Annotated in this window: 20 protein-coding genes; 7 read left to right on the top strand and 13 right to left on the bottom strand. The window is 67.0% G+C overall.

From position 1 onward, the window contains the following. Positions 1–40: 40 nt before the first annotated feature. From phoU to Q0R23_RS17015, 6 genes are all read left to right on the top strand, one after another. Positions 41–697, top strand: coding sequence for a phosphate signaling complex protein PhoU (gene phoU, locus Q0R23_RS17040; protein ID WP_293914938.1), 657 nt, complete (start codon positions 41–43; stop codon positions 695–697). Positions 698–1,021: 324 nt separating this feature from the next. Continuing rightward, the gene (locus Q0R23_RS17035; protein ID WP_293914936.1) at positions 1,022–2,728 is read left to right on the top strand and encodes a long-chain fatty acid--CoA ligase; all 1,707 of its coding nucleotides are present in this window, start codon (positions 1,022–1,024) and stop codon (positions 2,726–2,728) included. Between the two features lie 117 nt (positions 2,729–2,845). Then, positions 2,846–3,223, top strand: coding sequence for a response regulator (locus Q0R23_RS17030; protein WP_293914934.1), 378 nt, complete (start codon positions 2,846–2,848; stop codon positions 3,221–3,223). Positions 3,224–3,269: 46 nt separating this feature from the next. Further along, positions 3,270–5,681 (top strand): transglycosylase domain-containing protein, encoded by a 2,412-nt coding sequence (locus Q0R23_RS17025; RefSeq protein ID WP_293914932.1) that lies wholly within the window; start codon positions 3,270–3,272, stop codon positions 5,679–5,681. Positions 5,682–5,999: 318 nt separating this feature from the next. Next, the gene (locus Q0R23_RS17020; RefSeq protein WP_293914930.1) at positions 6,000–6,431 is read left to right on the top strand and encodes a penicillin-binding protein; all 432 of its coding nucleotides are present in this window, start codon (positions 6,000–6,002) and stop codon (positions 6,429–6,431) included. Between the two features lie 11 nt (positions 6,432–6,442). Continuing rightward, positions 6,443–6,889, top strand: coding sequence for a helix-turn-helix transcriptional regulator (locus Q0R23_RS17015; RefSeq protein WP_293914928.1), 447 nt, complete (start codon positions 6,443–6,445; stop codon positions 6,887–6,889). 202 nt (positions 6,890–7,091) lie between these two features. On the opposite strand, the gene Q0R23_RS17010 is transcribed toward Q0R23_RS17015, so the two are convergent. The 3 genes from Q0R23_RS17010 to Q0R23_RS17000 all read right to left on the bottom strand — a co-directional run bounded on the left by Q0R23_RS17010 (position 7,092) and on the right by Q0R23_RS17000 (position 10,428). After that, complete coding sequence (locus Q0R23_RS17010) at positions 7,092–7,298, bottom strand: hypothetical protein (protein ID WP_293914926.1); 207 nt, start codon at positions 7,296–7,298, stop codon at positions 7,092–7,094. 201 nt (positions 7,299–7,499) lie between these two features. Continuing rightward, on the bottom strand, positions 7,500–9,467 hold the full coding sequence (gene tkt / locus Q0R23_RS17005) for a transketolase (protein ID WP_293914925.1): 1,968 nt from the start codon (positions 9,465–9,467) through the stop codon (positions 7,500–7,502). 316 nt (positions 9,468–9,783) lie between these two features. Then, positions 9,784–10,428 carry a hypothetical protein gene (locus Q0R23_RS17000; RefSeq protein WP_293914924.1) on the bottom strand — a complete coding sequence of 215 codons (645 nt, stop codon included), beginning with the start codon at positions 10,426–10,428 and terminating at the stop codon, positions 9,784–9,786. Positions 10,429–10,528: 100 nt separating this feature from the next. Between Q0R23_RS17000 and Q0R23_RS16995 the strand changes: the two genes are divergently transcribed. Then, positions 10,529–10,894, top strand: a complete 366-nt coding sequence (locus Q0R23_RS16995) for a hypothetical protein (protein WP_293914922.1) — start codon at positions 10,529–10,531, stop codon at positions 10,892–10,894. Positions 10,895–10,925: 31 nt separating this feature from the next. On the opposite strand, the gene Q0R23_RS16990 is transcribed toward Q0R23_RS16995, so the two are convergent. The 10 genes from Q0R23_RS16990 to Q0R23_RS16945 form a co-directional block, all read right to left on the bottom strand. Further along, positions 10,926–12,167: a M24 family metallopeptidase gene (locus Q0R23_RS16990; RefSeq protein WP_293914920.1), complete on the bottom strand. Its 1,242-nt coding sequence runs from the start codon at positions 12,165–12,167 to the stop codon at positions 10,926–10,928. 46 nt (positions 12,168–12,213) lie between these two features. Continuing rightward, positions 12,214–12,690: an AAA family ATPase gene (locus Q0R23_RS16985; protein WP_293914919.1), complete on the bottom strand. Its 477-nt coding sequence runs from the start codon at positions 12,688–12,690 to the stop codon at positions 12,214–12,216. A gap of 168 nt (positions 12,691–12,858) precedes the next feature. Continuing rightward, positions 12,859–13,419, bottom strand: a complete 561-nt coding sequence (locus Q0R23_RS16980) for a CarD family transcriptional regulator (RefSeq protein ID WP_293914918.1) — start codon at positions 13,417–13,419, stop codon at positions 12,859–12,861. Positions 13,420–13,667: 248 nt separating this feature from the next. Further along, positions 13,668–13,925: a hypothetical protein gene (locus Q0R23_RS16975; protein WP_293914916.1), complete on the bottom strand. Its 258-nt coding sequence runs from the start codon at positions 13,923–13,925 to the stop codon at positions 13,668–13,670. Positions 13,926–13,938: 13 nt separating this feature from the next. Further along, on the bottom strand, positions 13,939–14,853 hold the full coding sequence (locus Q0R23_RS16970) for an SPFH domain-containing protein (RefSeq protein WP_293914914.1): 915 nt from the start codon (positions 14,851–14,853) through the stop codon (positions 13,939–13,941). 322 nt (positions 14,854–15,175) lie between these two features. Further along, positions 15,176–16,579: an MFS transporter gene (locus tag Q0R23_RS16965; protein WP_293914956.1), complete on the bottom strand. Its 1,404-nt coding sequence runs from the start codon at positions 16,577–16,579 to the stop codon at positions 15,176–15,178. Between the two features lie 186 nt (positions 16,580–16,765). Beyond that, complete coding sequence (locus Q0R23_RS16960; protein WP_293914912.1) at positions 16,766–17,476, bottom strand: Type 1 glutamine amidotransferase-like domain-containing protein; 711 nt, start codon at positions 17,474–17,476, stop codon at positions 16,766–16,768. Between the two features lie 298 nt (positions 17,477–17,774). Continuing rightward, the gene (lipA, locus tag Q0R23_RS16955; protein ID WP_293914910.1) at positions 17,775–18,800 is read right to left on the bottom strand and encodes a lipoyl synthase; all 1,026 of its coding nucleotides are present in this window, start codon (positions 18,798–18,800) and stop codon (positions 17,775–17,777) included. Next, entirely contained in the window at positions 18,797–19,543 is a 747-nt protein-coding gene (gene lipB / locus Q0R23_RS16950) for a lipoyl(octanoyl) transferase LipB (RefSeq protein WP_293914908.1), read from the bottom strand. The genes lipA and lipB overlap by 4 nt, the downstream gene beginning before the upstream one ends. A 189-nt stretch (positions 19,544–19,732) precedes the next feature. Further along, a partial coding sequence (locus tag Q0R23_RS16945) for a glycoside hydrolase family 3 N-terminal domain-containing protein (protein ID WP_293914906.1) occupies positions 19,733–21,213 on the bottom strand: 1,481 nt, incomplete at its 5' end.

Here is a 21,213-nt window from a genome sequence, read left to right as displayed (position 1 = left end):
GAAGTCAGTTCTCCCCTTTCCCCATTCAAGGAGCCGCCACATGCGCGAAGTACTGGAACAGGATTTGCAGAAAATACTCAGCGACGCGCTGAAGATGCTGGTGACCGTCGAGGGGATGCTGCCCATCGCCGCCGACGTGCTGCTGCACCAGAACGTCGGGCGCCTGACCGAGATCCGTTCGGTCGACCGCGAGGTGGACGCGCTGGAAGCCCAGATCGAGGCCGAGTGCCTGCGGGTCATCGCGCTGCATCAGCCGGTGGCCCGCGACCTGCGGCTGGTGGCGCTGGTCCTCAAGAGCCTGTCGGACATCGAGCGGATGGGCGACTACGCCGTGCATGTGGCCGCCGACGGCGCCGAGCTGGCCCAGGCGGCGCCCCTCAAGCGCTACGTCAACCTGGGCCGGATGCTGGAGCGGTTGCAGGAGATGAGTCTGCACCTGCGCGCCGCCATCGAGGAGCGCGACGTGGTGAAGGCCAACGAGGCGCTGCACATGGACGACGAGGTGGACGACCTCTACGAGCAGACCCAGCGCGAACTGGTGACGTATATGCTCGAAGACCCCCGCAACATTTCTAAGAGCCTGACCCTGATGCGGGTGGGCCGCAGCCTGGAGCGCATCGGCGACCATATGGAAAACGTCGCCGAGCGGCTGCACTACTGGATCACCGGGCAGCGCGAATTGCAGACGCGGGAGTGAGGCGCGGGGGTTGATGTTAATTGGTAAGCGCTGGGGTGGCGAGCAATCGACCCCTCCGCCCCTCAAAGCGAGGCAAAGAACGACTGGGCGCGTGCTTTGATCTTTTGGCTCCCTTTGAGGGGAGCTGGCTGCGAAGCAGACTGAGGGGTCCGTGGCCACCCATCCACACTTTCATCTCCCCCACCAGCGGTCCTCCCCCACCGGCGATCATAGACGCCGCTCGCCACACAGTTTATACTCGGTGCAAACGACTCCTGACCCTCTCCGGGTGCGCGTGGATCACTGATCCTGACCGGGCCTCAGCGTGTTGTAGGAGCCCCGCACATGAAGCGACCCTGGCTAGCGCACTACGAATCCGGCGTACCCCACGAGTTCACGCCCAGCGATCTGACGCTGCCGCAGATGCTGGAGCGGGCCGCCCGCACGTTTGGTGCCCGAACCGCGCTGGATTTCCTGGGGCAGCGCCAGACTTACCGCCAGCTCTGGGTCAACGTGCAGCGTTTTGCGGCGGGCCTCCAGGCGCAGGGTGTGGCGCCGGGCGAGCGGGTGGCGATCATGCTGCCGAACACGCCGCAGTTCGTGGTGGCGTTTTTTGGCGCCTCGCTGGCGGGGGCGGTGGTGGTCAACACCTCGCCGCTCTACGTGGCCCAGGAGCTGGAGCACCAATTGATCGACTCCGGCGCCGAAACATTGATTGTGCTCGACAGCTTTTATCCACGCTTCGCCGAAATCGAGGGCAACCCGGCGGTGCCGGTCAAGCGGGTCATCGTGACCGGCGTACAGGACGCGCTGCCGTTCCCGAAAAACCTGCTGTACCCGATGATGGAAAAGCGCAAGGGCAAGTGGGTGGCGGTCAAACCCAGCCAGAAGGTCTTGACCCTGGCGCAACTGCTTTCCCATCCAGGTACTGCTCATTCAGGTACGCCGCGCCCGGTCAAGGTGCGGCCCGCCGACGTGGCGCTGCTGCAATACACCGGGGGCACCACCGGCACGCCCAAAGGCGCCATGTTGACCCACCGCAACCTGATCGCCAACGCCGAGCAGGCTATCAGTTGGATGCAGGGGCTGCGGCCCGGCCAGGAGGTCACGCTGGGCGCCATTCCGTTTTTCCACGTCTACGGCATGACGGTGGGCATGAACCTGAGCCTGATGATCGGCGCCAGCGTCGTGCTGATTCCCAATCCCCGCGATATCAAGACGCTGCTGAGTGCCATTCAGAAGGCGGGGGTGACGCTGTTTCCCGGCGTGCCGACGCTGTACAACGCCATCAACAATTCGCCGGACACGCCAAAATACAACCTGGGGTCGGTGCGGGCCTGCATTTCGGGTAGTGCGCCGCTGCCTGCCGAGACGGCCAGGGTGTTCCGTGAGATTACCGGCGGTGCGAATCTGGTCGAGGGCTACGGCCTGACCGAGAGCAGCCCGATCACCCACACCAACCCGGTGGGCGGTGAGCCGCGTGTCGGCAGCATCGGCCTGCCGCTGCCGGGCGTGGACGCCACCATCAGAAACGACGCGGGCGAGCAGGTGGCGCCCGGCGAGGTCGGCGAGCTGTGGGTGGCCGGGCCGAACATCATGGCCGGGTACTGGAACAGGCCCGAAGAAACCGAGGAGACTATTCAACAGGAGGGCCAGACGCGCTGGCTGAAAACCGGCGACCTGGCGACCATGGACCCGGACGGTTATTTCCGGATCGTGGACCGCAAGAAGGAGCTGATTATCGCGGGCGGCTTCAATATCTATCCCCGCGAGGTCGAGGACGTGCTGTATACCCACGCCGCCGTGCTGGAGGCGGCGGTGATCGGCGTGGCCGACGCCTACCGGGGCGAGAGCGTCAAGGCCTTCGTGACCTTCAAGCCGGGCCACAGCGCCACTCAGGCCGAGATCATCGCCCACTGCAAAGCGCATCTGAGCGCCTACAAGGTGCCCAGGGCGGTGGAAGTCCGTGAGGAATTGCCCCACTCGGCGGCGGGCAAGGTGCTCCGGCGCGTGCTGGCCGACGAGGAGAAGCGCAGGGCGGCCCAGGACTGAGCTGAGCTGGACCGGGGCAAATGGGCTTGGGGTGACGAGCGGGCGGCGGCACACCCCCCAGCGGCGCTTAGACCATCTTCCTTTTGAAGTGCCGGGCCTGGACTATATTGGTGTCCTATGGCTCACACCATCCTTGTCGCGGACGATGAACCGGCCATTCGGACCATGCTGGAAGTGATTTTGTCAGCAGACGGTCACGAGATCGTGGCGGTGGCCGACGGCAAAGGCGCCCTGGAATACCTCCAGACCCACACGCCCGACGCCATGCTGCTCGATATCGGCATGCCGTTTATGGACGGTTTTGAAATCTGTGCCCGCATCAAACGCATCAAGCGGCTGCGCAACATTCCGGTGATGCTGCTCACCGCCGTCGACGACGACCAGACCCGCGACCACGCCAAACTGGTCGGCGCCGACGATATCGTCTCCAAGCCGCTGTCGGGCAAGAACCTGCGCGGGCGCGTCACGCACCTCATCAACGGGCGTCAACAATAAAGGGGCGGTCGGGCCAGAAAGTGCAGGCCAGCCGCGCAGGAGCAGCATGTTTGTACGCTTACTCATCGGACTGATCAAGTTTCTGGCGGCCCTGGTCGTGGCCGCCGTGTTTATCGGCATGGGGCTGCTGGCCACCTTTGGCACCCGCTGGGCGCGTGATCTGCCGGATTACCGCCAGCTCGACACCCTCAGCCTGGGGGCAATCACCCGCGTCTACGCCCGCGACAACACGCCGCTGGGCACGCTGGTCCCCAAGATCGGCGACCAGAAAGTCAGCCGCACGCTGGTCAAGTTGAGTGAGGTCAGCCCCTACATGACGGCAGCCATCGTCTCGAACGAGGACCGCCGGTTTTTCGATCACTACGGCCTGGACCCCTACGGCCTGGCCCGCCAGGTGCAGCGGCTCTCACGCGGCGAGAACGTGCAGGGCGGCTCTACGCTGACCAACCAACTGGTGCGCAATACTTTGCTGCTCAAGGAATACAACCTGGCGCGGACCCCGGACCGCAAGATCAAGGAATGGATGCTCAGTGTGCAAGTCGAGCGGGCCTTTACCAAAGAAGAGATCTTGCAAGACTACCTGAACGTCATCTACTGGGGCGACGGCGGACCCGTCGAGCTGTACGGCATCTACGCCGCCTCGCAGGCGTATTTCGGCAAGACCCCACGCGAACTCGACCTGGCCGAAAGCGCCTACCTGACCACGCTGGTGCCCAGCCCACGCGGACGCTACACCAATTACAAGGCCCAGCGCGGTTTTATGCGGGTGCTGCTGGGCAGGATGGTGCAAGACGGCTGGGTCACCCAGGAGCAGGCCAACGCCGCCTGGAAGGAAAACCTGAAACCGCGCGGCTGGACGGTGGCCTACGACGCCCGTGGCAACCTGAGCTCCGCTACGCTGACCGACAAGGAGGCCATTCACCTCAAGGCCGTGACCACCGTGCGGGCCGCCTACTTCGTGCAGCAAGTCGAGCAGGAGCTGGTGCGGCGCTTCGGGCGCGAGAAGGTCTACGGCGCCGGGGGCCTGCGGGTTTACACCACCTTAGACACCCGCCTCCAGTCGGTTGTCGAGCGGGCCAGCCTGCGGGCCAGCATGCCGATCAGACGCGCCACCATGGGCGCGGTCATCAGCGATCCGTACAGCGGCGAGGTGCTGGGCATGGTGGGCCAGAAACTCTTCGAGGGCGTCACGGCGCCGGAGTGGAACAACGCCGCTCAGGGCCAGCGCCAGATCGGCTCGACCATTAAACCTCTGCTGTACACCACCGCGCTGAGCACCGGGCAGTTTACCCAGCTCAGCACCCGCGACGACAGGCCGATCACTTACCGCTGCGCCAACGGCAGCAAGGGCACCTGCCAGGGCGGGCGCTACTCACCCAAGGACTTCGAGGGCGAGATGACGTTTCGCACCATGACGCTGCGCGAGGCCCTGGACCGCTCGCTGAACCTGCCCACCGTGCGCATCGCCGACGACGTGGGGTTGCCGACGTTCTTCGGCAAGCTCAGCGAGCTGGGTATTCCGCCCAACGACGGCACCGGCCTGGCCGCCGCGCTGGGCGCCGTGGAGACCACGCCGGTCAAGCTGGCCGCCGCCTACGCGCCGTTCGCCAACGGGGGGCTGTACCGTCCGCCGCGCTACATCACCCGCGTCACCGACGCGCGCGGTGAGGTGCTCTACGACGCCTCCAACGACGTCGAGCGCCCGCACCGGGTCTGGTCGCCGCAGATCGCCTACCTGGGGCTGGACATGATTCAGGGCGTGGTCAACGACCTCGACACCAACCAGGGCGGCTTCTCGCAGCCTGCCCGCATTCCCGGCTGGCCGGTGGGCGGCAAGACCGGCACCAGCAACGGCCCCAAGGATCTGTGGTTCGTCGGCGTCAACCCGTATTACGTCGGCGCGGTGTGGATCGGCATTCAGCAGGGCGGCAACATGCCCACCGACCTGTATTCGGGCGTCTGGGCGCCGCCGATCTGGCACGACATGATGGTGAACGCGCTCAGCGGCAAGGCGGCCCGCAGCTTCACGCCGCCCGAAGGCGTGCTGAGCGTGCCGCACCCGGTCATCGGCCCCTTGCAGAAAGTCCAGGTGGCCGTCGTGGACCCGGCGTACAAGATCACCAACAACACGGTGGCCGAACAGATTCCGGAGCGCCCCCAGTACCGCGAGGTCAGCCTGGGCGCCAGCGACCCGGCCACCACCCTGGTCTACATCGACAAGGCCACCGGCAGACTGGCCACCGAGTTCACCGACCCCGACAACATCGTGCAGCGCCGCGTGTATGGCTCGGCCCTGGGCGGCTACGCTCCGGCCAGCGACGTGACCCCGCTGCCCGACCAGGCCCCCGACCCCGCCGCCGTCAAGCGCTTCAGAGCGCCGGGCGCCGACATTCCGGACGTGACACCGCCCAAGCCTGCTGCGCCCAAACCCAGCGCGGGGAGTGCTGGCGGCGGGTAGGCGGGTATTCAAAACAAGCTGACGGAGAAGGCAAACCGTCGGCTTTTTTGTGTTGTGCGGCATGAAAAAGGACGGCGTGCATGGGGCGGGGAGGCTGCACGGTGGTTCCCCTCACCCCGCTGCTGCGCAGCGCCCCTCTGCAAGCAGGTCTTCGACTCTCCCGTGGTGCGAGGGGTCAACAGCGCCCTGCTGAAATAGTCGGGAATCTAGTCAATGCCGCAAAAAAATGCCGCCCACGACACTATCCAGCTCACGCCTCCCTGCTGCCCTGGCCGGACGTTCACCCATCTGCCACGCTGAGCGGTCACACTACGGAGCATGACGTTACTTCCCCGCCGCGCCGCGCCCCTCCTGTCTCTGCTGCTGGTCCTGGGGGCGGGGACGCTCGGCTCGGCGGGCGCCCACGTGCGCCTGGGCGACGCCTTGCCCGCTCACCCCTGGGCCGCGTCAACCGGTGACACCCGCGAAATCGTGGTCGTGTATTCGCACGACTGCGGCGACCTGGGCGAGCTGTGGAGCGCCGTGCTGCATGCCGGGCTGCCGGTGCGGGCGGTGAACGCCGAGGACGTGGCCTCACCGGCTCCGGCTGGGGTGAACGCCTGGCACGGCCCGGAAGCCACCGCCTTTGCCCGCGCCCTACGGGTCAGCGCCTACCCCACCGTGCTGCTGGTGCGCGGCGAGCGGGTGCTCAACGCCTGGGAGGGCGACTTCGCCGGACAGGACAGCGGGGAGTTGAGGGGCGGGGAGTAGGGGGAGGAACCATGTCAGATACGCCCCGCACCCATTCCTTCCAGAGTCGCAGAAACGTCACTGTCGTTCTCCACGACGTCCCAACGACGCTGGACCCGGAAACGGGCGAGGTCATCGGGTTCCGGCTCGATGTCTCGAAGACGATTGCGCTGCTGGTGCAGGGCGCTGCCCGCGAACAGGCGGACGGCGCCACCGTCGAGCGCCGCTACGAGGCCGGGCCAGCACCGACGCCCCAGACCCCCGATCCGGTCAGCCTGGAACTGCGCCGGGTGCTCCGTGAAAGCGGACTCAGCGGCGCTGAGATCGCCGCACGGCTCGGCATCAAGCCGCCGCTGGTGTCGCGCTGGCTCAGCCCCAACTACCACCAGCACGGCATGGAGACGCTACGCCGCATCGCTGACGCCCTCGACATGGATGTGGAAGTGCGGTTGACGCCCAGAGCGGGTAAGGCGTCGTAAATCCAGTCTGCAAGGCCCCTCCTTGCCTCTGGCGCTTTCAATCAGTCGTGCGCCGACGTGCAGGAGAGTGGTAAGGCTAGGGCCGTACTCCGAATTACACCACGGGGGAAACAGCCTCCCCGCGCCTCCATTCTGCGTCCTGCTCAGTCAACACTACTCGCTCCGCTCGGTCATAAAAAGGGTCTTTTTATGACATCTGCTCCTAGGACGTCGCTGGCGGCCAGTCTCCCAGCACCCGCCGCATCAGCACCACCTGACCCCAGTGATAAGCATTGTGGACGGCCAGGTCGGTCAGGGTTTCCAGATTGCGGCCCGCCTCGGTGCTGAGGGTGCCGGAGCGCGGAGCCAGCGCCGGGTCGTCCGCTGCCTGGACCGCTCGCTGCACGCCGGTCCACAGCGAGGCCAGCAACTCTCCGAACTCGGCCTGGGTGGTGCGCCAGCATGGTCGTCATGCTGCTGAGCATAATCGTTCGGGGAGGCCCGCATCAGCTCAGGCATTGGGTGCGTACTCGCCCTGTTCCAGATTCCCGAATGTTAGGGATTGGCTGTATCCAAAGAAAACCGCCCCCGAAAGCTTCCCCCGGCGGCGGCTCTCCCCTTCCCCATTCCCTTACATCAGACCTTTCACGACCTTGACGATATTCGCGGCGGTGAAACCGAATTTCTCGTACAGCACTTTGGCGGGGGCCGAGGCGCCAAAACCCGTCATGCCGATGACGGCGCCCTCCAGGCCGACCCATTCGTACCAGTCCTGCGCGGCGGCAGCTTCCACAGCCACACGTTTGACGCCCGGCGTCAGGATGCTGTCGCGGTACGCCTGGTCCTGCGCGCGGAAGACTTCCATGCTCGGCATGCTGACCACCCGCGCCCCGATGCCCTCGGCGGCTAAGGCGTCGGCGCCCTCGATGGCGATGCTGACCTCGGACCCACTGGCGACCAGGATGATCTGCGTCTCGCCCTGGGCTTCACGGACGACGTAGGCGCCGCGCTGCACGCCGCTGAAGTTGCGCGGCAAGATGGGCAGGTCCTGGCGGGAGAGCACCAGGGCGCTGGGGCCGCTCACGCGCTCCAGGGCCATCTGCCAGACGGCGGCGGTCTCGTTGGCGTCGGCGGGGCGGTAGACGTGGGTGTTCGGCACGGCGCGGAGCATGGCGAGCTGCTCGATGGGCTGGTGGGTCGGGCCGTCCTCGCCCAGCCCGATGCTGTCGTGGGTCAGCACATAAATAACAGGCTGGTTCTGGATGGCGCTCAGGCGCACGGCAGGCTTGAGGTAGTCGGAAAAGACCATGAAGGTGCCGACCATCGGGCGAATACCGCCGTACAGGCTCAGGCCGTTGGCGATGGCCGCCATGCCGAACTCGCGCACCCCGAAGTAGACGTTGCGCGGCGCGTAGTCGCCCGGCGTGATGAAACCTTCCGCCGTGATGGTGGTTTTGGTGCTGCCCGCCAGATCGGCGCTGCCGCCCATCAGGGCCGGAACGCTGGTGGCGACGGCGTTGATGACCGTGCCGCTGGCCGCGCGGGTCGCCTGCGCCTTGCCGCCGACCTCGAAGCTGGGCAGCGACTCGGCCCAGTCCGGCGCCAGCTTGCGGGAAAGCATCAGGTCCAGCTCGGCGGCCAGATCGGGGTGCGCCGCGCGGTACTGGTCCATCAGCGTATTCCACTCGGCTTCCTGAGCCTCTCCGCGCTCGCTGGCGTCCATGTGAGCGGCCACCTCTGCGGGCACGGTGAACGGCGGGTAGTCCCAGCCGAGCGCCTTCTTGGTCTCGGCCACGCCCGCCTCTCCCAGCGGCTCGCCGTGCGCCTTGGAGCTGCCCGCCTTGGGGCTGCCGTAGCCGATGATGGTCTTGATCTTAATCAGGCTGGGGCGCCCGGTGTCGTTCTTGGCGGCCTGAATGGCTTCCTGAATCGCCACCAGGTCGTTGCCGTCGTGGACTTCGAGCACCTGCCAGCCGTAGCTCTCGTAGCGCAGGCTGGTCTGGTCGGTGAAGCTCTTGTCGGTGGCCGAGTCGAGCTGCACGTCGTTGTCGTCGTAAAGCCAGATCAGCTTGCCGAGCTGGAGGTGGCCCGCCAGGCTGGCGACCTCGTGGTTGATGCCTTCCTGAATATCACCGTCAGAGACGATGGCGTAGGTGTGGTTGTCGAAGATGGCCAGGCCGGGCCGGTTGTAACGCTGGGCCAGATGCGCCTCGCCCAGCGCCATACCCACCGACATCGCCGCGCCCTGACCCAGCGGCCCGGTGGTGGCGTCGAGGCCCGGCGTGTGGAAGAACTCCGGGTGGCCGGGTGTTTTCGAGCCCCACTGCCGGAAGTTCCTCAGTTCATCCAGGCTCAGGTCGTAGCCGGTCAGGTGCAGCATGGAATAGATGAGCATGCTGGCGTGCCCCGGCGACAGCACGAAGCGGTCGCGTCCGACCCATTCATGGTGCCTGGGGTTATGGCGCAGGAAGTGCTGCCACAGCACGTAGGTCATCGGGGCCGCGCCCAGCGGAGCGCCGGGGTGACCACTGTTAGCGGCCTGTACGCCGTCGATACTCAGGGTCCGGATGGTATTGACGCTCAGTTGGTCGGTAGTCATGGACCACAGTTTAACGCCCCCTCTCAGGCGGCGGGCGGGCTGTCTACCTTCATGAGCGGGTTTGAAGGTCGTCCCCGCCAGGGCCAGAAACGCGCCGAACACGATCTAGGGACACTAAAAAATCCCGCACTCGGCGGGCTAAACTTGCTGACTGTCTATGATGCTGACTGTTGATGGTGCTCTGCTCACTGCTTACTGATAAACAAAAGTATAGCCCAGTATGCCCGGCGAGTCAAGTTTATGCATCCGGTAACCGTTCCAGCGGCTGCACGGCAACAAAAAACCCCGCCGTGCGGCGAGGCTTCCGGACAGGCCCTCAGTTCTTGTCGACAAAGCCCCAGATTTCCAGGTCGTCCACCGAGTCGCTGACGCCCTGGAGCTGGGCCAGGTCTTCGGCGGCTATCGGCGTGCGCTGCACGTCGTCGCGGCCACCGATGGCATTGGCCATCACGTCGGCGGGCACGGCGGCGAACATCTGCTTGAGCTGATCGGGGGTCGAATCGAGCAGGGCGTCGGCCAGCACGCCGTCGGGCACGAAGCTCGCCACCGAGGAGCGGGCCGAGGCCAGGGCACCCGACTCGATCTCCGGACGAATCGAATCGACTTCATCGAGCCCGATGGTGCCGGGAGCGTGGAAGACAGTGCCCTGCTGAACGTTGTCCTGACCGAGCTGACCCTGACCGAGCTGGTTCTGGCTGGAGTGATCCGGACCCAGAAAATCCTGACTCAGATACTCCTGGGCGGCGTAGCTGGCGCCAGCAGCGGCAGTGCCAGCGACAGCAATGCCAGCGACAGCAGCGCCAGCCGCCAGTTCGGTACTGGGCTGCTGGGGGCGCGACTGGAATTCACTGTCCGGCCCAGCCTGCTCACGTGCGGCGATGCGCCGCCGCCTGCGAACCACGAGAAACCTCATGTAGACAGCGAGACCGATCAGGACAGCGGCGATGATCCAGAACTTCATGCTTAGAGCTTACGGACGCCTTTATTACTGTTTTCTTTTCTGAAAGCGCCGGGCCGCGATGTTTAAGGTAGGCTCGCCCAAACTGCGCTACCCTGCCGGAGTGAAACTCAAGCTGATGGTCCTGCTGCTGCTGGCTGGCAGCGCCCTGGCCGATAACTTACCGCTCACACCCGCCCTGAAAATTCAGATCAGCGCCGCCGCCAGGGCCTTCACCGGCCAGCCCTGCACCGAGAATTTTATTGCCAAACGCAAGGCTGTGCCGAGCGCCGAGTTCGCCAAACTCTACCTTCAGGCGGGCCAGCAAGCGACCCGCCAACCCGGCTTCAAGCTCAACAAGGAGGTCCTGTCGCCCGACGGCCTGACCTACCGCTTTTCGGGCTTCAGCGACGGGCGCACGACCTTCATGCTCACCCGTTACGACGCCCAGGCGGGCGTGATTTATTACTCGATCTGCAACCAGAAATGAATTGCGACCAGCAACTCATACGGACTCCGTATCAGGCCAGCTCGCCCAGGCCCCGCGCCCGCACCGCCGCCCAGCGCTCCCCCGCCCGGCCCAGCACGAACGGTAAAGCCTGAACCGGCGTGGTCACCTCCGGCCCCTGCTCCGTCATGTACACGTCGATCTCGCTGCGGATACCGTAGCCGCGCTGGGCTGGGTACACGCCCGGCTCGATGGTCACGCACAGGCCCGGCAGCAGCAGCCGGGTGTCGTGGGTCTCCAGGTCGTCGAGGTTGGCGCCCGCGCCGTGAATCTCCACACCCAGGCTGTGGCCCAGGCGGTGCGTGAAGTGCTCGCCCAGTCCGGCGGCTTCGGTGACGCTGCGGGCGGCGCGGTCCACCTCCCAGCCCTGGAGGGTGCCGCTGCTCAGGCGAGCTTGCATCACGGCCAGGCCAGCGTCACGGGCACCTGAAACGGCCTGCCAGGCGCTCAGGTACTCCTCGCTCATGTCACCGGCGTGGCCCACCCAGGTCACGTCGCCGAACGGGCGGCCCGGTTCCTGTGCCCACAGGTCGATCAGCACGCACTGGCCGCGTTCCAGCGTGGCGTTGTGGTCGCCCCCCGGCTCGTAGTGCGAGTCGGCGGCGTTGACCCCGAAACTGACGTTGACCGGATGCCCGCTGACCATCCCGGCCTGTGCAATCTCCTGGGCGATGATGGCCTGCACCTCCAGTTCGGTGACGGGGCTGCCCGCTTGCAATCCGGTGTGGACATACTCGAAGGCCAGGTCTTTGGCCCGCATCAGCACGGCCACGGCGCGGCGGTGGGCGCTCAAGTCTTCCGCGCTCCAGGTCAGGAAGCCTTGCAGCAGATCGGCGCTGGTGAGTACCCGGCGCACGCCAGCCTCGCGCACGCGCTCCAGCGTTCCGGCGTCCACGTAGCTGACGTAGGGCACGGCGGCGCGGGGGCTGTATTCCATCGCCACCGTTTTGCCGCCGATCAGCTCGGCCAGGCGGGCGTCCAGTTCGGTGTGGGCGCTGTAGGGCGCGAAGTCCACGTCTGCCCCGGCCAGCAGCCGCTGCCAGGCGCCGCCCTCGATGCGGTGGTGCAGCACGGCGGCGCGGCCCGTCTTCGGCACCCACACGAAAAAGCGCCGGGTCAGGAACGTGCGGCCCAGATTGAGCAGCCTGCCCGCGTGCGGATTCAGGCCGCGAAAGTCGTAGATCAGCCAGCCGTCGAGGTCGGGTTGGTGGGCGGCTTGCAGGGCACGCTGGATACGAGAAATCGGGTCGGCCATGCGCCGAGCATAGCGGGCCGGGCGGCGAGGGGTCGGTGTCCGGCGCTCAGGCGGGCGGGTACGATTCCAGCTCCGCCGCGTCGGGGCGCTCGAAGACGGCCTGGAAGCTCGCCAGGTCGTCGGCGCTGATGTACGGCTGACTGGGCGTCAGGTTCTGGTTGCGAAGCTCGATCCGGCGCCAGAGTTCGTCGTGCGGCACATCCAGAAAGCGCAGCTCTGCCCGTGCGCCCACCGCCTCGGCTTTGGCCCGGTAAGCGTCGCGCTCCCAGCGGCCCCACAAGCCGTAGTCGAGCACCACGTTCAGGCCCAGGCTGAGGGCACGGTTGAGGGCACGGGCGGCCACGGTCCAGAGCAGCCCTTCGAGCACGTCGCGTTTGTCGCCGGACTCGCCCGCGCCGAACAGGGGCAGCATCCACTCGTCGGGGGTGAGGCGCAGGGCGTATTTCTCAGTTTCCAGGCGCCGGGCCAGCGTGGTTTTACCGGAACCAGGCAGGCCGACCAGCGGGAAGAGGGTGGGTTGCACTCAGCCAGGATAGGTTACGGCCAGGCGGCCCGAATCCGCTTTCTGGACGGGGGGCTCCTAATACCAACTTAAGATGAGTCGAAGACGAATCCGAGTGGAGCGAGTATAAGCAATACGGGATGGCGGCGATGGAAGTCTATGTTGGCGCTTTTTCAACATAGACTGGAATCAGAGCAATCCCGTATAACTCGCCCGCCCCGGCCCCTCCTCCCCCTGCGCGGCGGCCAGCACGGCGCTCACCTGCACGGCCAGCCTGCCTTTCAGCCCACCGATCTCCTGTTGCAGCAGCTTGATGGCTTTCTGGTACGCCTGGCGGTCGAGGTCGGGCAGGCCGCGTTCCAGGTTCCAGCGGCGCAGCTCGCAGATCAGCCTGGCGAGCGCAAAAGGGTCGCCCGACACCAGCAGTTCGGTGACGCTGCGCTGCCGGGCGGCCCACTGGCGCGGGAGGTCCACCGCGCCGCTCGTCAGGCGCTCCAGCAGGGTTGCCAGGTCGCCCCCGGTCAGGGCAGGGCGCAGGCCCGCGCTGGCAGGCGCCGACACGGGCACGAAGGCGCGGGCGCTGGTGTGCGGAAAGCTCAGCTCGTAGTAGGGCACGTCCTGGCCCAGCACCGGGCGCAGGCAGGTGCCGCAGACCGTGCCGACGCCGTAGGGCGGCAGCACCACCCGGTCACCGGTCAGGAAGCTTGGGGTGAGCTGAAGCTCGCTGGACATCATCAGGGAGTGGGTCACTGGGATCACCTCTGGCAAGTCGGGCAGGTCAGGTCGGGCAGGTCTGGAGCTGCGGATACCTCAGCTCGGAGCACCAAAAAACCCAGCACGAAGCTGGGCTCAAGGTCAGGTCGGGCAAACGCGCCCCGCTGGACACGGCAGGGTGACAACTGCGCCGGGGCGGGCTGGTCGGCGCGGCGTCTGTTCGCATCGCCTTCCAGTGTAAGCCGGGCCGGTGAGAAGCGCGTCAGGGCGCGGCGCAGGGTCGACTACTCGGCTGCCCGACCTTCCGCTGCCTGACCTTCCGCTGCCTGACCTTCCGGGGCGTCACTGGCCGGGGGCAGGCTCTGGGTTGGCTGGCTCTGGGTTGGCTGGCTTTGGGTTGACCCACGCCCGGCTTTCTTCACGCTCTGCGACAGCAGAAACTCGATCTGGGCGTTGACGCTGCGCATCTCGTCGGCGGCCCAGCGCTCCAGCGAGGCGTAGAGTTCGGGGCTGATCCTGAGCGGGACATTCTTGCGGGCCACGTTCGGGCCGCCCTCAGTACAGGCTTCCGGCGTTGACCACCGGCTGGGTGCCGCGCTCACTGGTGAGGACCACCAGCAGGTTGCTGACCATCTGGGCCTTGCGCTCCTCGTCAAGCGTCACGATATTGCGCTGCGAGAGCTGCTCCAGCGCCATCTCGACCATGCCCACCGCGCCCTGCACGATGATCTGGCGGGCGGCCAGGATCGCTCCGGCCTGCTGGCGCTGGAGCATCGCCCCGGCGATTTCCGGCGAGTAGGCCAGGTGCGAGAGCCGGGCTTCGAGCACTTCCACGCCCGCGTGTTGCAGCCGCGTGTCGAGTTCGGTCACCAGGGCGGCGGCCACCTCGTCGGGGTTGCCGCGCAGTGAAAAGGTGCCGCTCTCGTGATCGTCGTAGTGGTACTGCGAGGCCAGGTGGCGCAGCGCCGTTTCGGTCTGGATGTGCACGAACTCCTCGTAGTTCTCGACATCGAAACTGGCCCGCGCCGTGTCGATGACCCGCCAGACGATCACGGCAGCGATCTCGATGGGGCTGCCGCCCGCGTCGTTGACTTTCAATCGCTCGGAATTGAAGTTGCGAATCCGCAGCGACAGACGTTTGCGGCTGGTAAACGGGTTGGTCCAGTAAAAGCCGTTGCGCCGCTCGGTGCCCACATAGCGTCCGAACAGCGTAATCACCGACGCCTGGTTCGGCTGCACCACGAAAAACCCGATCAGGCCCAGGAAGGTGAGTAAGCCCAGCAGGATGCCGACGAGCGACACGGCGCCGCTCCCCAGACTGAGCAGCGTGATGGTGATCAGCAGGGCGACCAGCCAGATGAGTACCGCAGGCACCCCCGGCAGCCCGAAGGCCCGCTGCTCCACGCTCGCCACGCCCCGCACCGGCCCGCTTCCCAGCACACTGCTCTGTTCTATTGACGGTTTCGTCATGATGTTCCTCCTGAGCAAAGTGATATCACATTGAAATCTAAGAGATGTCAGGTCAAGAGAGGGTGAAGGTGCTGCGGCGTGTCGGCCAAGTCGAGCAATCCACCCGGCAACGGCTGATGCAAACAGGTTTCGTGCCCGCCCAGCCGCCGTTTTCCGGCGTGAACCGGTAGCGACTTTCCAGTACCGGTTCTCTGGGCAACATCGAAAGCCCCACCGCCAGACGCCGCACTCAGGAGAGGTGGTCGTCCAAGACAAGCAGTCGTCGTGTTCCCGACTGCTGTGCCGGGCGCGTCTGGAGCGGCCCCCAGCCTGATCGGTCTGTTCAGTCGCTGCCCGCCTGCCGCGCTTCGGGCGCCGGTTTGCCCACGCCGCGCAGGGTCTGCGCCATGATCCAGGCCAGCACCACCAATCCCAGCGCCAGCAAAAAGGCCCGCTGGAGGCCGTCCGCCAGTGCGCCGCCGCCCGCCGAGATGGCCGCCTGGCCGATCAGGGTGCCCATCAAGGCCGTGCCGATGGCGCCGCCGAGCTGCCGACTGAACAATATGGCGCTGGTCATGGCGCCCAGATCGGGCCTGGGGGTGGCCTGCTGCACCGCGATCAAGAGCGTGAACATGGCGAAGCCCATGCCGCTGCCCGCGAAAAAACCCACCGCACTGATGACCCACAGCGGCGCGTGGGCGGCCAGACTCAGCCCCAGGAAGGCCAGCACCAGAATGTTAAAGCCCCACAGGATCAGCCGGGTGGTGCCCAGCCGCCCCAGCACGCGGGCCGCGATGATGCTGGTACCCGTCCAGCCCAGCAGCATCGGCGTCAGGATGGCTCCGGCTGCCGTGGCCCCCTGTCCGCTGACGCCCTGCGCGAACAGCGGCAGATAACTGATGGTTCCGAAGTAGGCCGCGCCCGCCAGCAGGTTGCCGACGACGCCCACGCGGGGCAACGCGGCCCTCAGGTTCTTCAGCGGCAGGAGGGGAGCGCTGTGGCGGGCCTCAGTCCAGAGGGCGGCGCCCAGCACCAGCGCACTCAGCGCCACCAGCGTCCACTCGCGGAATTCCAGGCCCCAGATCAGCAGGCCGCTGCCCAGCGTGAACAGCAGCGCACCGAGCCAGTCGATAGGCACCCGCCCACCCGGCACCTGTCCACCCGGCACCTGCCCACCCGGCACCTGTCCACCCGGCACCTGTCCACCCGGCACCTGTCCACCCGGCACGGGCCGGGCACCGTTCAGACACCGCGCCGCCAGCATCAGCGCCGGAATGCCGAACGGCAGGTTGAGGTAAAACACCCATCTCCAACTCGCGTGGTCCACGATCAACCCGCCCAGCAGCGGCCCCAGCAGCCCGGCCAGGCCCCAGACGCCGCTGAAAAAGCCCTGCACGCGGGCACGCTGCTCCAGGGTGAACATCTCGCCCACCAGCGTGAAGGTCAGCGTCTGCACCGCTCCGGCCCCGACGCCCTGCAAGGCCCGCGCCGCCACCAGCGCTACCATGCTCGTCGCCGCGCCGCAGAGCATGCTGCCCAGCAAAAAAATCACGATGCCCGCGAGGTACAACCGCTTGCGCCCCAGCAGGTCGCTGGCCCGGCCCCACAGCGGCGAGGTCACGGTGCTGGTCAGCAGGTAGACCGCGAACGGCAGCGCGTAGAGCCCCTGACCGCCCAGATCGCGGATCACGGTGGGCATGGCGGTGGCGATGACGCTGCTCTCCAGCGCCGCCAGGGCAATGCCCATCAGCAGCCCGGCGACGGCGAGGGTGCGGTTGCGGTCTGTGGGTGGGCGGTCGGTCGGTGGGCGGTCGGTGGGCGCGGCAATCACGCCCCGCAGGATAGGCCGGGCACGTGCTACACGAAGGTAAGGCGGTGCAGGCGGGGATGCTCATGCGAGCTTGAGCAATTCAGGCGGCCCAGCCACCCGCCTCTATCCCCGGCTGCCCAGCCGGTAGACCGCCCCGCCCAACTTGCCCACAAAACGCTCGTCCTCGAAGACCGCGCAGGCGTCGTCGTCGATGCCCCAGACCGCGCTGGCGGGCACCTCTTCCATCACCGGCTCGAAGGCGCTGGCCCCGCCCGCCGAGCTGAAATGCACCCCGACCAGCGTGTCGGGCAGCAGGCCCAGGCCCGGCAGCAGCGCAATGTCGGCTGTGTCGGGCGGGTACAGGACACAGGTGTCCATCGCCAGCAAAGCTCCCGCCGACAGGCCCGCGTAGGGAATGCCCGCCGCGTAGCAGGCCCGCAGCAGCTCGCGCAGCAAGCCCACCCCGTAGAGTGAGTGGTACAGCGCCGTATCGCCGCCCGCCACGCACAGGCCGCTGGCACCGGAGATGAGCGCGGTGGCCCGGTTCAGATCGAGCGCGCCGTTGTCGTCCGGGCCGATGAACTGCACGTTCTGCGCTCCCCAGTGCCGGGTGTAGGTGGACATGTGGCCTTGCCAGCCCGCCCCGCAGGCCAGAATCACCAGCCGGGCCGGTGCCCCGCCGCTCGCGCCTGTATTTGTTGCGTCTGCGCCGATTGCGTCTGTGCCGATTACGTCCTTATCAGTTGCGTCCAGGCGGGTCCGGGCCAGCCAATCCGGGGTCATGGCAGCCAGCGCTTCGGTACCGCCGAGCAGGAACAGTGAGCGCGAAGTCATGGTTCAGTGTAGCGGGCAACAGCTTTCAGGGAGTCGTTCCTTCCGGAGAAGGTGAACCGAATTGAAATGAGCCCTGATTGGCAGCGGCAGGCGCTTTTTGAGATGTTGAGATCGATGTTGAGATGGGTGTGGTACCGAGCTACCCGGCGCGGCCACTTCGGTAGACCCTGCGGCTGCGCTCAGGGTGAGCACTGTGGGGGCGGGGTGGGTCTTCGGGCCGGAAGGGGCTCCACCGAATGAAAACTGCTTCCCCGCATCTGCCTTGCCGCGTACTGCATACCGCGCACCGCCGCCTCTCTCAGATCAAGCTCAGCTCGTCCGCGCCGCTCAGATGCCCCAGATGGGTCGGCACACCTCTGTCCTGGTTGCCTCTGGGATGGTCCATCAGAATCTGCTCGGCCTTGTAGCTGCTGCGCACCAGCGGGCCGCTGACGACTTCCAGAAAGCCCAGTTCCAGCCCGATTACGCGCAGCTCGCCGAACTCCTCGGGGGTCACGTAGCGCTCGACGCTCAGGTGGTGCTGGGTCGGGCGCAGGTACTGGCCGAAGGTCACCACGTCCACCCTGGCGGCCAGCAGGTCGTGCATCGTCTGAATGACTTCCTCGCGCGTCTCGCCCAGGCCGAGCATCACGCTGGTTTTGGTCAGCACGTCGGGTCGGGCCTGTTTGGCGTGGGCCAGCACCGCGATGGTCTGGTCGTAGCTGGCGCGGATGTCACGCACCGGATGGGTCAGGCGGCGCACGGTTTCGAGGTTTTGGGCGTAGACGTCCACGCCGCTGCCTAACACCAGGTCCACGCAGGCGGTGTTGCCACCGAAATCGGGCGTCAGCGACTCGACTTTGGTGTCGGGATTGACCTTCTTGATGGCGCTGACCGTCTTGGCGAAATGGTAGGCGCCGCCGTCGGGCAGGTCGTCGCGGTCCACCGAGGTGAGCACCACGTACTTCAGGCCCATCAGGCGCACGCTGTCGGCCACGCTGGCGGGCTCGTCCAGATCGAGTTTGCCCATGGGGTTGCCGGTGTCCACGGCGCAGAATTTGCAGGCGCGGGTGCAGATGTGGCCCATCAGCATGAAGGTGGCCGTGCCGCGCGACCAGCACTCGCCGATATTGGGGCACATGGCCTCCTCGCAGACGGTGTGCAGGCGGTGCTCCTTGACGACGGAGCGCACCTCCTTGAAGACCTCGCCGGTGGGAATGCTGACCTTGAGCCAGGCGGGCTTGGGGCCTTGCACCTTCACCGAGTCCTTGCGGTAGATGCCGTTCTTGATGAATCTGGGTTCCTGATTGTTGTTGGCCTGATTGTTATTAGCAGTGTCGGTCATGCGGGGCTCCCCACTGCCGTCAGGGGCAGCGTCCAGTCGTAGGTGTGGAAATGTTCGGCGAACGCCTCGGTGGCGGCGCGTTTGACGGTCGGCATGTCGGGCGGCGTGCCCAGATGGTTCATCTCGTATTCGCGCCCGATGCTGGTCATGCGGGTGCCGGTCAGGCCGCACGGCAAGATCAGCTCGAAGTGCTCCAACTTGGTGCTCACGTTCAGCCCGACGCCGTGCAGCGCCACCTGCGCCTTGATCGCCACCCCGATGCTGGCGATCTTCTGCTGAACATTCAGGCCGTTTTCGCTGCGGTCGGGGACGTAGACGCCCGCGTAGCCGGGGTTGGGGCGGGCGCCGGGCAGCCCGACACGCGCCAGGGTGCCGAGGGTCGCCGCCTCCAGCAGCCGCAGGAAGTCGCGCACCCGCCGCCCCACCGGGAAGATGGCGTACATGACCAGTTGGCCCGGCCCGTGGTAGGTCACGTCGCCGCCGCGCTCGACGGGGTAGACCTCGATGCCCTGCGCCGCCAGGAAGTCACGGCTCGCCACGATGTTTCCCCCATCTGCCGCCTTGCGGCCCAGCGTCAACACCGGGCGGTGTTCGGTCAGCAGCAACACCGGCCTGCCGCCCGCCGCCACCCGTGCGTGGTGCCGCTTTTGCGTGGCCCAGGCCGCCGCATAGTCGCTCAGTCCCAGGTCCAGCACGTCAAACTGAGGGGAGCCGATCCGAGAGTACAACTGCTCGCCGTCCATAAGCGGCAGTTTACGCCGGGACCGTCGGGGCCGTAGGCGCCCAGCACACGGTTAGCGGGGGCATTGACCAGTGGGGAGTGTGAATAGGTGAAACGGGGCCTGTGGCGTGTGGCAACAGATGGGGCAGCTCTGTTCACGGACTGTGGTGCAGCACCAGGGAGCCGACCTATCCAAGCCCTCCACCCTGGCTTAGCGCCCGCTCAGCGCGGCGGCCAGGGCGTTCAGGTTGACGGGCCGGAAGCCGTGCGTCACCACAGCGGGGAGGCCCAGCACTCCGGCGTCGTCAGGGTTCCACAGGGCCAGGTGCAGCGCCGGGCGGCCCTGGAGGTGCCGGGCCACTTCACGGCTCACCTCCGGCACACCCCAGCGGCCCGTCGTCGCCAGCAGCACCGGGGCATTCGGCAGGCGAGCGAGCAGCTCCAGCGCGGCCCCGGCGTCCTCCCCGACACCCTCACCGTGCAGCTCGACCCACAGGTGCGCAAACACGCGGCGCAGGGCGGCGGCCACCTCCTCGCCGCGCGGTACGTCGCCGTAGGGACCACCGATGGCCTCCGTGCGCGGCGCGATCAGAATGACCGGCTGGGCCGGGTCGATGACCGGCGCCTGACCGCGCCATTCCAGCGCCGAGTGCGCCCACAGCGCGAGCTGCCGCCTGTCGGCTTCCTGCTGGGCGGCGCTGTACGGCCTGGGCGTGCCGGGAAAGCGCCGCGCCGCCGCGTCCAGACGGGCCTGGGCCTGGGCCACGCGGGCGGGGTCCAGCCGACCCTCCGCCAGCGCCCATTCGAGTGCCTGGGCGTGCTCGGCGTGGGTCTCCAGCGTGCCGTGGCCGCAGCTCAGCACGGCGTCGGCACCCGCCGCAATCGCCAGGGGCGCCGCCTCACCGTGCGGATGAGTCTGCGAGATGGCCTTCATGTCGGTGGCGTCGGTGACGACCACGCCGTCGTAGCCCCACTCGCCCCGCAGCAGTCCGCTCAGCAGCGGATACGAGAGCGTGGCGGGCCACAGTGGATCGAGCGCCGGGTAGACGATGTGGGCGGTCATGATGCTGCCCAGGCGGGCCTCCACCGCCGCCCGGAACGGCAGCCACTCGGTTTGCTCCAGGGCGGCGCGGGGTTTAATCACGGTGGGCAGGGCCAGATGGCTGTCTGTGGCGGTGTCGCCGTGGCCCGGAAAGTGCTTGACCGAACTCAGCACGCCCGCCGCCTCGCTGCCGCGTGCCCAGGCCACGCCCAGCCGGGCCACCAGCTCCGGGTCGCTGCCAAAGGACCGCTCCCCGATCACCGGATTCAGCGGATTGACGTTCACGTCGAGGCTGGGCGCAAAATTCCAGTTGATGCCCAGGTCGATCAGCCCGCGTGCCGCGACGGCTCCGGCCTCGAAGGCTGCCGATTCAGACCCCATGACACCGAGGGCCTGGGGCGTGGGCGCAGGGGGCACATCCAGCCGCCGCAGCACCGCGCCGCCCTCCTGGTCGGTGGCGACCAGCGCGTCATGGCCCAGGGCCTCCCGCAGCTCGCGGATCAGCCTCTGGGTGCGCCGGGGCGTGGAAAAGTTGCGGGCGAACAGGCACACGCCGCCGAAGCCGTAGCGGGTCAGGAAGCGGCCCTGTTCGGGGCTCAGGTCCGGCCCCGGCAGGTCGATGATGAGGGTTCTGGCAGCGCTCAGGCTGG

It is taken from the genome of Deinococcus sp., assembly GCF_025362455.1.
In the GTDB taxonomy this organism is placed as follows: domain Bacteria; phylum Deinococcota; class Deinococci; order Deinococcales; family Deinococcaceae; genus Deinococcus.
Note: the sequence above shows the minus strand (reverse complement) of the source record. Positions and strands in the feature narration are given on the sequence as shown.